We start from the raw sequence: 14,396 nt of genomic DNA, 5'->3' as shown, positions 1-14,396 counted from the left end.
TTGCCGCCCGTGACCCCCGCACTGGAACCGCTCCGCAGGATCGCCGCCTACGCCGTCGCGCATGACGACGCGGGCCGCATCCTCCTGGTCCGGGCCTCGACCCGCTCCGGCACACCCGGAGTCTGGTCGCTGCCCGGCGGCGCCGTCGACCACGGCGAAGACCCCAACCACACCGTCGTCCGTGAGACGGCGGCGGAAACCGGCCTCTCCGTCGCCGTCTCCGGGCTGCGTGACGTCCTCGCCGACATGCGCTCGCTGCCGCACCGAGGCGTCACCATCCACACCGACCGGCTGATCTACTCGGTGTCGATCCGTGGCGGCAACCTGATCGACCGGGTCGGCCAGGCCACCGACCTGGCCCGCTGGCACACCCTCGAAGAGGCCCAGGGGCTGCGGCTGCGACCGTTCACCGCGGCCGCGCTCGGGTTGCCGGCCGCCTCCGCCGACCTGCGGCCCGAGGAGGTGCCCGACTTCCCCTCCTTCTACGCCTATCGGGGGCCGGACGGCCTGCATAGGGCGCAGCGGTTCGCGGCGTACGCGATCGCCACCGACCCGTACGAAAATCTGCTGCTCACCAGGATCTCGCCCGGATATCCGGGTGCGGGTTGCTGGCACCTGCCCGGTGGCGGGACCGACTACGGCGAACAGCCCGGCACCGCGCTGATCCGTGAGCTGGTCGAGGAGACCGGGCAGCGGGGCCGGCTGGTCGAGCTGCTCGGCGTGGCCAGTCACCGGGACGCCGCCTCGCTCGGCCCGGAGGGCTACCCGATCGACTGGCACGGCGTGCGCGCCTTCTACCGGGTGGTGGTGGACGAGCCGACCGAGGTGGCCATCCACGACGTGGGCGGCTCCACCGACGAGGCCCGGTGGATGCCGCTCAAGGAGGTCGCCGAGCTGGCCGCCGACCGGTTGACCGAGGTCACCGCCGATGCGTTGCGAGCCGCGCGGCTAATCTAGGCGCGGTGAAGATCAGGAGAAGGGCCGCGGCGTACGCGGTGTGCCGCACCGCCGAGGGCCGCGTGCTGCTGACCCGCGGATCGGCCGCCAGCGCCTTCCCCGATGTCTGGTCGCTGCCCGGCGGCGGCATCGAACACGGTGAGCACCCGGACGACACTGTCGTCCGGGAGTTCGCCGAGGAGACCGGCCTCGCGGTCCGCGTGATCCGCCCGCGGACGGTGCTGGCCGACCTGACCCGCCTGCCCGACGACTCGATCGAGCACGTCGACCGGATCATCTACGACGTCGACGTGGCCGGCGGCGACCTGCGGCCCGAGGCCGACGGCACCACCGACCTGGCCGCCTGGGTCCAACCGGCGGAGGTGGCGGACCGGCCGCTGCTGCCGTTCACGGCTCGTGTCCTCGGTATCCGATTCTCCGACGCCCCGGTGGCGCCGCCGCCCGGTCCGGTTCCGGCGGTCCCGTCCACCCGGGTGCAGCGATTCGGCGCGTACGGGCTGGTCACCGACCCGGCCGGCCGCGTCCTGCTGACCCGGATCGCCCCGGGATATCCGGGCGGGGGCCGCTGGCACCTCCCCGGTGGCGGCACCGACTTCGGCGAGACCCCGGAGCGCGCGCTGGCCCGGGAACTCTATGAAGAGACGTCACAACGGGGCCGGATCATGAATTTGCTGGGGGTCGGCCATCGGTACGACCCAGCCGCGATGGGTCCCGAGGGCGTCCCGATGGACTGGCACGTGATTAGAGTGTTGTACCAGGTCAGAGTCGATGAGCCGACCGTCGCCGCAGTCACTGAGGCGGCCGGCGGCTCGACTGCGGAGGCCGCCTGGTTCGCTCCCGCCGAGCTCGACAACCTCCCCCTCACCGAGCTGTCACGGGATGCTGTGGCTCACACGGGCTAAAATTAGTGTCCGGAAGGCTGAGTGAGCGTCCGTCGGTCCGTCAGCGGGATGAAACCGTCGGTTGTCGTTGTTGTACTCGAGGATCGTTCGCCCTCTCGCCAAGGCCGTCCGGCTGTGCGATGGTGTAGTCCGCAATTTCGCTGGTCTCTTGACAGTCCGGCGGAACACCCGAACTCCATGGAGGAAGCACGTGCCGAGTACCCCTTGGCGCCGGCGTCGTTCGACGGATAGTCCCCGTCCCGCCGGACGTCGTTGGGCAGGCCGGCTGCGCCGCGGCGGAACGCTCGCCCGGCAAGCCCTGTTGGTTCGGGTGGGCCGCCGCTCTGCCGAGACCAGGAGGTCCGCGACCGCGACCCGGGCCGAGGTGCTGTACACCGGGCCGGAGCTGTCCCGGACCCGCACTGTGCCGGCGCCCAGCGCGCTGGTCGACGCGCCGGCAGCCGCCGCCGAGTCGACGTCGGAGTCGATTCCTCTGCTTCCGGGTGAGCACACCTTGTCCCGCCGCGTGAGCTTCGCCGTGGTCCAGGGCTGCACCCTGGCCAGCCTCGGCCTCGGCCTGATGGCGATCTTCCTGGCCATGGACGGACAGCCGCGGCTCGCGGCCGCGTTCCTGGTCGCCTGCGTGATCTTCGACGGCCTGGACGGCGCGCTGGCGCGCAAGCTGGGCGTGCAGAGCCCGTTCGGCGCCCAGATGGACTCGCTCGCCGACATGTGCTCTTTCGGTCTCGCCGCGCCCGTCGTGGTCTATGCCTCACTCGTCGACTCGGTGCCGCAGGCCGCCGCCGCGGTCGCCTGCGCGCTGGTCGCCGGCTGCGCCGCGGTCCGGCTGGCCCGGTTCAACGTCTCGCCCAAGGACGGCCGGTTCTTCTGCGGCGTGCCCACCACGATGGCCGCCGCGGTGCTCGCGCTCACCGTGCTGATCGGGCTGCCGCTGCCCGGCATGGCGCTGCTCGGTGGCGTGGCGCTGCTGGCCGTCGCGATGGTCTCCAGCTTCCCGTACGCGAAGCTCGCCCGGATCGTGAAGCTCCCGCCGTGGCTGTTGCTGCTGCCGGTGGTCGGCGCGCTCATGCAGCCGCGGATGACCTTCGTGCTGATCGTCGCCACCTACCTGGTCAGCGGCCCGGTCCTCTGGATGCGCGCCAAGCGCGTCTGACCCGAAACAGACAAGAGGCCGCCCTTCGGGGCGGCCTCTTCTTGTTGATCGACTCGGGCACGCAGCGCACCCCGAGCTGCGAGTTCTTGTGTGGGGAGTTCGGGCGCGGAGCGCACCCGAACTCCCCACGCTTCTGGGGTGGAGGGGGACCAAGCGCTCACGCCCGGCGGTCGCTGCACGGCCTGGGGCGTGCAGCGACCTCGCGGTGTGGGTACGGGACTTTGCTGGCCGTACTGAACAGGGGTTATTTCCAGCGGGCGATGACGGTGGAGCCGCCGATGACCCGCTCGCTGACGCTGACGACCGCCTCGGCCCTGTCGGCCGGCAGATAGACGTCGGTGCGCGAGCCGAACCGGATGAGGCCGAACCGCTCGCCCTTGGCCAGCAGCGTGCCGACCGGGGTGCGCTGCACGATGCGGCGGGCGATCAGGCCGGTCCGCTGCGCGACCACGACGGTGCCCTGCTCGGTGTCGAGCACGGTGTAGGCGGCGACGTTGTGCTCGGCCGCGGCGGTCATCGCGTTCGCGTAACCGCCCTCCTCGACGAAGTAGTCGGCCACCCGGCCGGCCACCGGCGAGCGGTTGACGTGCACGTCAAAAACGGACAGGAAGACCGCGATGCGGAGCCACTCACCGGGGCCGAAACGCTCGTCCTGCATGCGCTCGACCGAGAGGACCTTGCCGTCGGCGGAGGCGACCACGGCGGACGCGTCGCCCGGCACGTCACGCTCCGGGTCGCGGAAGAACGCGGCGACCGGGGCGGCGGCGATCGCGGGCAGCAGCCAGAGCTTGGACTTGGGCCGCGCGCGGCGGGCGACGTAGGCCAGGCCGAGCGCGATGCCGGCCGCGGCGACGCCGTTGGAGTCGATGTGCATGGTGCGGGTGACCGGGACGCTGGACGGCCGGTACGTCGGGGCGAGGGTCGCGGCGGTGGTCACGTCGGCCGGGCTGAAGCGCAGCTTGTGCACCCGCAGCGGCGGCTGGTTGCGGACGACGAGGTCGGAGCCGACGCCGAAGAGCGCGCTCTGCCGGAACAGCTCGGCGGCGGCGCCCGCGGTCCGGCCCGGCGCGGCGGGCGTGGCGACCGACAGCACCGCGCCGTCGGAGAGGTGCTTGCCGAGCCGGTCCAGCAGGGCCCGGGTCTCGTCGGCGGTGCCGGTCAGCGGCTCGCCCAGGATGACCACGTCGGCCGGCTGCGCCTCGTCCAGCGACTCGACGATCTTCACCCGGTCAGCGACCCAGCTGCCCAGGCCGGTGATGTGCCCGCGCAGCACGTCGGTGCTGCTGTGCTCGCCGGGAACCAGGGTCAGGGTGTCACCGGGAAGCAGCGCCTCGACGGCGGCCGCCACCACGGTGGAGGCGTGGTCGGCGCCGATCAGCAGCGCCGACGTGGCCGTGTTCTGGCGGGCGAACTCTGCGGTCAGGGCACGAGCGGCCCGGGCACCCACACCGGGTACGGGATTCGGGGTCATTCCGCGAGCATATTGCCCTTGCGCTGCTCTTCGTCCAGGCGGGTGGCCGGGTTGTCGAGCAGCTCCTGGACGATCGAGGCGTGCATCTCCGGCGGCAGGTCACCCGGCGTCTCGACGACAGCCTCGGCCGGGACCGGCCCGGGCACCTCGCGGCGACCGGAACGGATCGCTCCGAGCAGCCCCACCATCCCGAAGAAGATGAGTCCGCCGGCGACGATCCAGCCGAGGGCCGGCAGGTGCAGCGTGACCACCCGGGAGATCGCCCACCAGAAGGCGATCGCCAGGAAGAGCAGGCCGAAGCTGAGCGAGACGGCGTCCATCCGGTGCGGCTTCATCGGGCCACCTCCACGTTTCCGACATCCATCTTGACGTTGAGCAGCAGGGTCCCGCCACCGGCGCCGTCGGCGCCGAGGTCGGTCGTCGACAGGGCGCCGGGGTCGTTGTGCTGGGTGCCGAAGAGCACGGCGCGGCCGCCTTCCACGCGCACCTCGGTGCTGACGTCCACCTTCGGCGGGAGCAGCACCCGCAACTGGCCGAGGTTCATGGTGATGGCGGTGACCTGTTCCGGTCCGGTGAAGTCCACCTGGGTCAGGTCGAGCGTCACGTTGCCGAACGTGAAGTCGTAGCGGTCGGCCACCTCGGCGAGACTGGCCGGGCGGTAGACGCTGGGCGTGACGTCCTGGCCGAAGCGCTCGATGCCGGTGGAGGCGACGAGGCCGAAAGTGACCACCAGAGCGAGCACGATCAGACCGCGGGCCCGGCCGAACCAGGTGCCGACGATGAGCCCGAGCGCGATGGTGACCAGCGCGGTGGCGAAGTAGACGGAGATCGCGACGCTCACCCCGGCCATGTCGAGCACGGCCAGCACGCCCATCACGAGCACGACCGCGAAGAAGGTGAGGCGGCCGAGGACCGAGCGCTCCTTCGGCGGCTTCGGCGGCTTCGGCTTGCCGGCGGGCGGCTGCGGGGGAGGAGGCGGGGCACTCGCGTACGGGCCGTGCGGCGCGAACGGCGGGCGGTAGCCGCTGATCGGTGACTCCTTGGTGATCAGCGGCGGGGCCACCGGCGGAACCGTCGGCCGGGCGGGCGTCGGCTGCGGGGTCACCGGTTCCGTGGCCGGCGCGGCTGCGGGCGGCGCGGTGAAGGCCAGGGTCGGCTCCTCAAGAGGCGGCTCGGCAGGTGCCGGGTCAGCCGCCGGAGCCGGGCCGGGCGGCGGGGGCGGCGCCGCGGCCGCGGGAAAGGCCGCATCGTCCCGCCCGGTCACCCCACCCCGCTTGATCAGCAGGAAGGCGCCGATGATCACCGCGGCGGCCAGCATGCTGGCCCGTGCTCCGCTGTTGACGATGAACGCGAAGGTCATCAGCGCGGCGCCGCCGAGCAGCACCACGGAGATCGGCTGCATCCCGGAGCGGCCCTTGCCGAGCAGCGACTCGATCGGCGAGGCGGTGTCGCCCTCGGACGGGATGACCAGCCAGCCGATCAGATAGAGCAGCACGCCGGTGCCGCCGAGCAGGCCGAGCACGGCGAGCAGGACCCGCCAGAGCACCGGATCGGTGTTGGTGGCCCGGGCGAGCGCCCCGCAGACGCCGGCCACGTACCGGCCGTTGCGCGGGCGAACGAGCTGCTGGCGCGTGAAGGCGGCGCCGGCGTTGGCCAGCCACGGCGGAACGTTCGGCGGGTATCCGCCGGTCCCGGACTCCTCGGTGCCGGCCCTCGAGCCGGAGGCCTCGGCCTTCGGGTCGAAGGTGCCGGCCGTGGAGTCGACACGGTCGGCGCGCGGTTCGGCAGCTTCGTCGTTCATGCCTTCGATCGTGCTGCTCCCGTCACCCGACGCGCTTCCGGCGCCGACCCTGAGGCCACCCTGAGATCCTGGCCCGGATTACCGGGGAAGTCCCCGTGGCCCGGTTCCTCGATGCGTGTGACGATCGGAGGGCAGGAAAGGGGAATCCGATCACTACCACGACCGTAACGCCGCAGCCGCGCCGGTTGTACCGGCCACGCGATCACCGCATCGTGGCGGGCGTCGCCGTCGGCCTGGCCCGCCACCTCGGCGTGCCGGTGCTCGCGGTCCGCATCGCCCTCGTGGTCCTGCTCGGGTTCAACGCCCTGGGACTGCTGCTCTACGCCGCGTACTGGGCGGTGCTGCCGCAGGAGGCGCGCGGCGACGAGGAGACGCCCCGCCGCGACCTGGCGGCCATCATGCCGTTCGCCGCCATCGGCCTCGGCGTCATCCTGCTCCAGGCGCTCGTCTTCGACGACCAGGTGGCCACCACGGCAGGCTGGATGATCGCGGTGATCGCGGTCGGCGCCGGCGTGATCTGGCACCAGTCGGATCCGAGCCGGCGCGATCAGGGCGCCGACAGCCACATCGCCGCGGCGCCGTGGTTCGCGGCCTTCGTGTCCGAGAACGATCGCCGTTCCTTCCTGTTCCGCTTCATCGGCGGCGGCATCCTCGTGGCGGTGGGCATCATCGGCGTGGTCGCCGTCTACGCCCCGGCCGAGTCGCTGTCCGCCGTTTTCAACGGCGTGATCTTCGCGTTCGTCGGGCTGCTCGGCGTCGGTGTCGTGGTGGCGCCGCTGGTCTGGCGCACGTTCGGGCAGCTGCGCGCCGAGCGCGAGGGCCGCATCCGCGAGCAGGAGCGCGCCGAGCTGGCCGCCATGATCCACGACCAGGTCCTGCACACGCTGGCGCTGATCCAGCGCAACTCCGCCGACATCAAAGAGGTGCAGCGCCTCGCCCGCGGGCAGGAGCGCAGCCTGCGCAACTGGCTGTACAGGCCGACCGGCTCGCCGGCCGAGCGCTTCGCCGCCGCCCTGGAACAGGCCGCCGCCGAGGTCGAGGACACCTACGCGATCACCGTGGAGACGGTGGTGGTGGGCGACACGCAGAGCGACGAGCGGGTCGGCGCGCTGGTCGCCGCGGCCCGGGAGGCGCTCGTCAACGCGGCCCGGCACGCGGGCGTGCAGACGGTTTCGCTCTATGCCGAGGTGGAGGAGGATGAGCTGAGCGTCTTCGTCCGGGATCGTGGCGCGGGCTTCGAGATCGACGGTGTGGCGGATACGCGGCACGGTGTCCGTGGCTCGATCATCGGGCGGATGCAGCGCCATGGAGGAAAAGCCGAGATTCGCAGCGCGCCCGGTGAGGGGACAGAGGTCCGCCTCATGCTCCCGGTGTACCGGGAGAGCGTTACCGCAGGTAAGGAGACAGCACGATGACCGAGCCTGTCACGGACGCCGAGTTCCGGCGCCTCACCGTCTTCCTCGTCGACGATCACGCCATGTTCCGCGCCGGGGTGCGCGCCGAGCTCGGCGCGCACGTCGACGTGGTGGGCGAGGCCAGCACGGTGAGCGAGGCGATCAGCCGGATCGGGTCGATGCAGCCCGACGTCGTGCTCCTCGACGTGCACATGCCGGACGGCGGTGGCCGGGCGGTGCTGGAGTCGGTGCGGCGCAGCCATCCACAGGTCAAGTTCCTGGCGCTGTCCGTCTCGGACGCGGCGGAGGACGTGATCGGCCTGATCCGGGCCGGTGCCCGGGGTTACGTCACGAAAACCATCTCCCCGGACGAGCTGGCCGCGGCCGTGCGCCGGGTCGCGGACGGGGACGCGGTGTTCAGCCCGCGGCTGGCCGGCTTCGTGCTGGACGCGTTCGCCTCCCGGCCGGACGTGCCGGTCGCCGACCCCGAGCTGGACCAGCTCACCAACCGCGAACGCGAGGTTCTGCGCCTGCTGGCCCGTGGGTACGCGTACAAGGAGATCGCAAAAGAGCTGTTCATCAGCATCAAGACGGTCGAGACGCACGTGTCCAACGTGTTGCGCAAACTCCAGATGAGCAACCGCTACGAGCTGTCACGGTGGGCCGCGGACCGGAGACTCGTCTAGGAGTACGTCAAGTGACTTTCCGGTGGTACGTTCGGCTGCGAAGAGTGGCCGAAAGGGCACAAGCGGGAGTCCTTGCAGGTCAGGACGGTCAGAATGGCTGAAAGAACGATCTTTGCGTCTCCGCCGGGACGTAAACGGCTAATATCGGCTTGATAACGGCGCTCATCGGTTTCCGTGCCCCTGTGTCACAGTGGCAGCTACTCACACAACCCCTCGTGAGCGCCCCTGAAGGAGGCACTCCCATGCTTGGGAAAAGCCCATGGAAGATGGCGGTCGGAGCGACCGCCATCGCCTTGTTGGCCGCCGGTTGCGGTAGCGGCGGGTCCGATGACTCGGCCGCTACCTCGAATACTGTCTCAATCGGCATCGCCGAGCCGCAGCACCTGCTCCCGTCGAACACGACGGAGTCCAACGGTGCCGAGGTTCTCGCGTCGCTCTTCTACCCGCTCGTCGACTTCGACGCCGAGAACAAGCCCGTCGAGGTCGCCGCGGAGTCGATCACGCCGGACGCCACGAACACCACCTGGACCGTGAAGCTGAAGCCCGGCTTCACCTTCCACAACGGCGAGCCGGTCGTCGCACAGAACTACGTCGACGCCTGGAACCACGGTGCCTACGGCCCCAACGGCAACGGTGGCGCCTACTTCTTCTCGCGCATCGACGGGTACGAGGCCCTGCAGTCCGAGGACCCGGACGGCGAGGAGGGCCCGAAGAAGGCTCCCGAGCCCAAGGCCAAGAAACTGACCGGTCTGACGGTCGTCGACGACAGCACCTTCACCATCAAGCTGTCGGCGCCGTTCGCCTCCTTCAAGTCGCTGCTCGGCTACACCGTCTTCTACCCGCTGCCGAAGGCGGCCTTCTCGAGCGACGGCGTCATCGCCGAGGGCTTCGAGGACGCCATCGTCGGTAACGGCCCCTTCAAGATGAAGGGCAAGTGGGAGCACGACTCGCAGATCGTCGTGGAGAAGGTCGCCGACTTCAAGGGCCAGGTCCCGAAGATCGACGGCATCACCTGGAAGATCTACCAGGAGGACGCGGCGCAGTACGCGGACCTGGTGGCGGGCAACCTGGACGTGCAGACCCAGATCCCGGTGGAGAGCCTCGCGAAGGCCTCCGCGGACCTCGGCGACCGCTTCCAGAAGAGCCCGAACTCGGTGTTCCAGTTCGTGGGCTTCCCGACGTTCCTCGAGGAGTTCAAGGACGTCAAGGTCCGGCGCGCGATCTCGATGGCGATCAACCGCCAGGAGATCACCGACCAGATCTTCCTGGGCTCGCAGACCCCGGCCACCTCGTTCGTCTCCCCGGTGGTGGCGGGTTACCGCGAGAACACCTGTGGCGCCAACTGTGAGTACAACCCGACCGAGGCCAAGAAGCTCTACACCGAGGGCGGCGGCCCCTCCGAGCTGAAGATCACGTACAACGCTGACGGCCCGCACAAGGCGTGGGTCGACGCGACGTGCAACCAGATCAAGGCTTCGCTGGGCGTCAACTGCACCGGTGTGGGCGAGCCGAAGTTCGCCGACCTGCTCACCAAGGTGGAGAAGAAGCAGCCCGTCGGCCTGATCCGCCTCGGCTGGATCATGGACTACCCGCTGATGGAGAACTACCTCGGCCCGCTGTACGCGACCGGCGGTTCCTCCAACTACTACGGGTACAGCAACCCGGCGTTCGACAACCTCCTGAAGGAGGGCTCCGCGGCCAAGACGCCGGAGGAGTCGATCGCGAAGTGGCAGCAGGCCGAGGACATCCTCGCCCAGGACATGCCGGTGATCCCGCTGCGTGTCGGCCAGAACGTCTTCGGTTACTCGGAGCGGGTCACCAACGTCAAGGTCGACCTGTTCCAGAAGACTGAGCTGTACGAGATCGAAGTAGTGAGCTGATCCAACCGCTCGAACGGTGGTGGCGTCACGGAGGATGTGAAACCGTGGCGCCACCATTGTGTTGACCCCACCCTCCCCGTCGCCGAGCTCACGAGGCCGGCGCTCTTCCGCGGAAGAGGCTAAACCCGTATGTTCCGCTACATCGTGCGGCGCTTACTGCAGATGGTCCTGACCTTCTTCGGGGCCACCTTCGTAGTTTTCGCGCTGATGTTCGCCAACCAGGACGACCCCCTCCAGGCGTTGGCGGGCGAACGACCCATCACTGAAAGTCAGCGCATCGCGCTGACCGAGCGATACCACCTGGACGAGCCCTTCCTCACCCAGTACTGGTATTACATGAAGGGCCTGCTCACCGGCGACTTCGGCACGTCGCTCACCGGTCGCAGCATCGCCGACACGCTGGAGACGGCCTGGCCGATCACCCTCAAGCTGGCGGCCATGGCGGTCGTGATCGCGGCGACTGTCGCCATCACCGCCGGTGTCTTCTCGGCCATCCGCCGGGGCGGCACCTTCGACAACACCACTCTGGTCGCCACGCTGGTGCTGCTGTCGATGCCGATCGTCGTCATCGCGCCGTTGTCCCAGCTCCTGTTCGGCATTCAGCTCGGCTGGTTCCCGCCGACAGCCAACGCGAAGGCGACCTTCTATCAACTACTCCTGCCGGCGATCGTGCTGGCGACCTCGGTCCTCGCCACCCAGCTACGGGTGACCCGGACCTCGGTCGCCGAGAACCTGCGGGCCGACTATGTGCGGACCGCACGGGCGAAGGGCCTGTCGTCCCGGCGGGTCACCTCGGTGCACGTGCTCCGCAACTCGCTGATCCCGGTCATCACACTGATCGGTGTCGACCTCGGCAATCTGATGTCCGGTGCGATCGTGACCGAGGGCGTCTTCAACATTCCCGGTGTCGGCTTCAACCTCGCGAAGGGCATCCGCACCGAGGACGGCCCGCTCGTCGTCGGTTTCGTGAGCGCGCTGGTGATCGTCTTCCTGGTCGTCAACCTCGTCGTCGACCTGCTCTACGCCGCCCTTGACCCCAGGATCCGCTATGAGTGACTTGAATGCTGTGACCGCGGCCGAGGTGCCGGACCCGAGTGCGGTCCAGCCTCAGCCCAAGCGCGGGAAGTCCGACAAGCCGCGCAGCCTCGCCGGCGACGCGTGGAACGACCTGCGCAAGAGCAAGATCTTCTGGGTGGCGGTCGTGCTGGTCGCGATCATCCTGCTGATGGCCGCCTGGCCGTCGCTGTTCACCTCGGCGGACCCACGCGCCTGCGCGCTGGCCAACCAGCACAAGGGCGCCACGGGCTCGGCCTACTTCGGGTACGACTTCCAGGGCTGCGACGTCTTCGCCCGCACGATCCACGGCGCCCGGTACTCGATCATCGTCGGTGTGGTGTCGACGTTCATCGCCGGTGTCATCGGCATCGTCATCGGCCTCTCCTCCGGCTTCTTCGGCGGCTGGGTGGACGCGCTGCTGTCCCGGTTCATCGACGTCATGCTCGCCATCCCGTTCCTGCTGGCCGGCATCGTGCTCTCCACCCGGCTCTCCGCCGATCCGAACGACAACGGCCTGATCGCGGTCATCCTGACGCTGGGGCTGCTCACCTGGACCTCCGGCGCCCGTGTCATGCGGTCCGCGGTGATCTCGGCGAAGAACCAGGATTACGTGGCCGCCGGCCGGATGCTCGGCGCCGGCCCGGGCCGGCTGATGCTCCGGCACATCCTGCCGAACTCGATCGCGTCCTTCATCGTCGTGCTGACGATCCTGCTCGGCATCAACATCGGCGTGGAGGCGACGCTGTCGTTCCTCGGCGTCGGTCTGAAGGGCGACGCGATCAGCTGGGGTATCGCCATCTCCGAGGCCACTCCGTCCGCGCGTGTGGCAGCCGCTCCGCTGGTCTGGCCCGCGACGTTCCTGGGCCTGACGGTGCTGGCCTTCATCATGCTGGGCGACGCCATCCGCGACGCCTTCGACCCGAAGTTGCGGTGATACGGCATGACCGACTGCACCGAGTGGCAGCAATCCGCAGCCAGCCCTTCGGCCTCGCAGACGAGGGCCAAGAGGGCATGCCAAAGGAGACACGGTGACTGACATAAAGGCGGAGATGGACGTCCTACCCGGCGTCGACCCCCGCGCGCTCCTGCTCGAGGTCAACGACCTGCACGTCGAGTTCCGCACCCAGTACGGCGTGGCCAAGGCCGTCAACGGCGCGAACTTCCGGCTCTCCCCGGGCGAGACGCTCGCCATCCTGGGCGAGTCCGGTTGCGGCAAGTCGGTGACCGCTCAGGCGATCATGGGCATCCTGGACAGCCCGCCCGGATTCATCACCAAGGGCCAGGTGAAGTACCGCGGTGTCGACCTGCTCACCCTTTCCGAGCAGCAGCGCCGCAAGGTCCGGGCGAACCGGATCGCAATGATCTTCCAGGACGCGCTCTCCGCGCTGAACCCGGTCTACACGGTCGGCTTCCAGCTCGGCGAGCTGTTCCGGATCCACCGCGGCATGTCCCGTGGCGACGCCAAGAAGCGGGCGATCGACCTCCTCGACCAGGTCAAGATCCCGGCTGCCAAGGCCCGGGTCGGCGACTACCCCCACCAGTTCTCGGGCGGTATGCGGCAGCGCGTCATGATCGCCATGGCGCTCGCGCTCGACCCCGAGGTGCTGATCGCCGACGAGCCCACCACGGCGCTCGACGTGACCGTGCAGGCGCAGATCATGGGCCTGCTCGCGGATCTGCAGAAGCAGCGCAACATGGGCCTCATCCTGATCACGCACGACATGGGCGTGGTCGCGGACGTCGCCGACCGGATCTCCGTGATGTACGCGGGCAAGGTCGTCGAGGAGGCGCCGGTCTACGACATCTACGCCCGGCCGGCGCACCCGTACACCCGCGCGCTGCTCGAGTCGATCCCGCGCCTGGACATGAAGGGCCAGCAGCTCAACGTCATCCGCGGGTTGCCGCCGGCGCTGACCGACGTGCCGCAGGGCTGCGCCTTCAACCCCCGTTGCCGGTACGCGAAGGACCCGTGTCGTCAGGATCCGGCGCCGCCGCCCTACGCCGTCGCGCCGCACCGTACCGCCCGCTGCCACTACTTCCGGGAGGTCCTCGGTGAGTGAGGTAGTCCTCGAGACCAAGAGTCTCGTCAAGCATTTCCCGATCAACCAGGGCATCGTCTTCAAGACCAAGGTCGGCGCCGTCCAGGCCGTCGACGGCGTCGACATCCAGTTGCGCCGCGGCGAGACCCTCGGCGTGGTCGGCGAGTCCGGCTGCGGCAAGTCGACCCTGGCCAAGCTGCTGGTCGGCCTGGAGAAGCCGACCTCGGGCTCGATCATGGTCCGCGGTCAGGACATGGTCCGGCTCAAGGGCGGCGAACTGCGCCGGGCCCGCCGCAACATCCAGATGGTGCTGCAGGACCCGTACACCTCGCTCAACCCCCGGATGACGGTCGGCGACATCATCGGTGAGCCGTTCGAGATCCACCCGGAGGTGGTCCCCAAGAAGGGCCGCGAGCGGGCCGTCCAGGACCTGCTGGACACGGTCGGCCTCAACCCCGACCACATCAACCGCTATCCGCACCAGTTCTCCGGCGGTCAGCGCCAGCGCATCGGCATCGCCCGCGCGCTCGCCCTCAAGCCCGAGATCATCGTCTGCGACGAGCCGGTGTCCGCGCTCGACGTGTCGATCCAGGCGCAGGTCATCAACCTGCTGGAGCGGCTGCAGAACGAGTTCGGCCTGTCGTACATCTTCATCGCGCACGACCTGTCGGTGGTCAGGCACATCTCCGACCGCGTCGCCGTGATGTACCTCGGCCGGATCGTGGAGCACGGGTACGACACCGAGATCTACGATCAGCCGACCCACCCGTACACCCAGGCCCTGCTCTCGGCCGTGCCGGTCCCGGACCCGCGCCTGCGCGGTCACCGTGACCAGATCGTCCTGGAGGGCGACGTACCGTCGCCGGCCAACCCGCCCTCCGGCTGCCGGTTCCGCACGCGCTGCTGGAAGGCGCAGGACGTCTGCGCCAAGCAGGACCCGGCGCTGACCGTTCGTGATCGCTCGCCGCATCCGAGCGCCTGCCACTTCGCGGAGGTCCGCGACGTGGTGCACGGTCACTGACAGCTTCATTGTTTCTGGTACGGCCCGGACTTCGGT

13 protein-coding genes are annotated in these 14,396 nt (G+C 69.6%); 10 read left to right on the top strand and 3 right to left on the bottom strand.

Annotation, left to right across the window (positions count from 1 at the left end; translation table 11 throughout):
* Positions 1-9: 9 nt before the first annotated feature.
* From AC0NH5_RS31135 to AC0NH5_RS31125, 3 genes are all read left to right on the top strand, one after another.
* The gene (locus AC0NH5_RS31135) at positions 10-957 is read left to right on the top strand and encodes an NUDIX hydrolase (protein ID WP_474410383.1); all 948 of its coding nucleotides are present in this window, start codon (positions 10-12) and stop codon (positions 955-957) included.
* 5 nt (positions 958-962) lie between these two features.
* Positions 963-1,859 carry an NUDIX hydrolase gene (locus AC0NH5_RS31130; protein WP_474410382.1) on the top strand — a complete coding sequence of 299 codons (897 nt, stop codon included), beginning with the start codon at positions 963-965 and terminating at the stop codon, positions 1,857-1,859.
* A 364-nt stretch (positions 1,860-2,223) separates the two neighbouring features.
* Entirely contained in the window at positions 2,224-3,012 is a 789-nt protein-coding gene (locus AC0NH5_RS31125; protein ID WP_474410494.1) for a CDP-alcohol phosphatidyltransferase family protein, read from the top strand.
* A 244-nt stretch (positions 3,013-3,256) separates the two neighbouring features.
* On the opposite strand, the gene AC0NH5_RS31120 is transcribed toward AC0NH5_RS31125, so the two are convergent.
* The 3 genes from AC0NH5_RS31120 to AC0NH5_RS31110 are packed head-to-tail and all read right to left on the bottom strand — an operon-like array spanning position 3,257 to position 6,284.
* Positions 3,257-4,483 carry a phosphatidylserine decarboxylase gene (locus tag AC0NH5_RS31120; RefSeq protein ID WP_474410381.1) on the bottom strand — a complete coding sequence of 409 codons (1,227 nt, stop codon included), beginning with the start codon at positions 4,481-4,483 and terminating at the stop codon, positions 3,257-3,259.
* On the bottom strand, positions 4,480-4,818 hold the full coding sequence (locus tag AC0NH5_RS31115) for a hypothetical protein (protein ID WP_474410380.1): 339 nt from the start codon (positions 4,816-4,818) through the stop codon (positions 4,480-4,482). The genes AC0NH5_RS31120 and AC0NH5_RS31115 overlap by 4 nt, the downstream gene beginning before the upstream one ends.
* A complete protein-coding gene (locus tag AC0NH5_RS31110; RefSeq protein ID WP_474410379.1) occupies positions 4,815-6,284 on the bottom strand; it encodes a PspC domain-containing protein in 1,470 nt (489 codons plus the stop codon). Before AC0NH5_RS31110 ends, AC0NH5_RS31115 begins: the two co-directional genes overlap by 4 nt.
* A gap of 149 nt (positions 6,285-6,433) precedes the next feature.
* Between AC0NH5_RS31110 and AC0NH5_RS31105 the strand changes: the two genes are divergently transcribed.
* The 7 genes from AC0NH5_RS31105 (at position 6,434) to AC0NH5_RS31075 (ending at position 14,360) form a co-directional block, all read left to right on the top strand.
* Positions 6,434-7,699: a PspC domain-containing protein gene (locus AC0NH5_RS31105; protein WP_474410493.1), complete on the top strand. Its 1,266-nt coding sequence runs from the start codon at positions 6,434-6,436 to the stop codon at positions 7,697-7,699.
* Positions 7,696-8,364, top strand: coding sequence for a response regulator (locus AC0NH5_RS31100; RefSeq protein ID WP_474410377.1), 669 nt, complete (start codon positions 7,696-7,698; stop codon positions 8,362-8,364). The genes AC0NH5_RS31105 and AC0NH5_RS31100 overlap by 4 nt, the downstream gene beginning before the upstream one ends.
* A 242-nt stretch (positions 8,365-8,606) precedes the next feature.
* The gene (locus AC0NH5_RS31095) at positions 8,607-10,244 is read left to right on the top strand and encodes a peptide ABC transporter substrate-binding protein (protein ID WP_474410376.1); all 1,638 of its coding nucleotides are present in this window, start codon (positions 8,607-8,609) and stop codon (positions 10,242-10,244) included.
* 129 nt (positions 10,245-10,373) lie between these two features.
* Positions 10,374-11,300: an ABC transporter permease gene (locus AC0NH5_RS31090; protein WP_474410374.1), complete on the top strand. Its 927-nt coding sequence runs from the start codon at positions 10,374-10,376 to the stop codon at positions 11,298-11,300.
* On the top strand, positions 11,293-12,234 hold the full coding sequence (locus AC0NH5_RS31085; RefSeq protein WP_474410373.1) for an ABC transporter permease: 942 nt from the start codon (positions 11,293-11,295) through the stop codon (positions 12,232-12,234). Before AC0NH5_RS31090 ends, AC0NH5_RS31085 begins: the two co-directional genes overlap by 8 nt.
* Positions 12,235-12,349: 115 nt before the next feature.
* A complete protein-coding gene (locus AC0NH5_RS31080) occupies positions 12,350-13,360 on the top strand; it encodes an ABC transporter ATP-binding protein (RefSeq protein ID WP_474410492.1) in 1,011 nt (336 codons plus the stop codon).
* A complete protein-coding gene (locus tag AC0NH5_RS31075; protein ID WP_474410372.1) occupies positions 13,353-14,360 on the top strand; it encodes an ABC transporter ATP-binding protein in 1,008 nt (335 codons plus the stop codon). The genes AC0NH5_RS31080 and AC0NH5_RS31075 overlap by 8 nt, the downstream gene beginning before the upstream one ends.
* Positions 14,361-14,396 lie beyond the last annotated feature (36 nt).

The organism is Actinoplanes sp. 13 (assembly GCF_056134165.1).
Note: the sequence above shows the minus strand (reverse complement) of the source record. Positions and strands in the feature narration are given on the sequence as shown.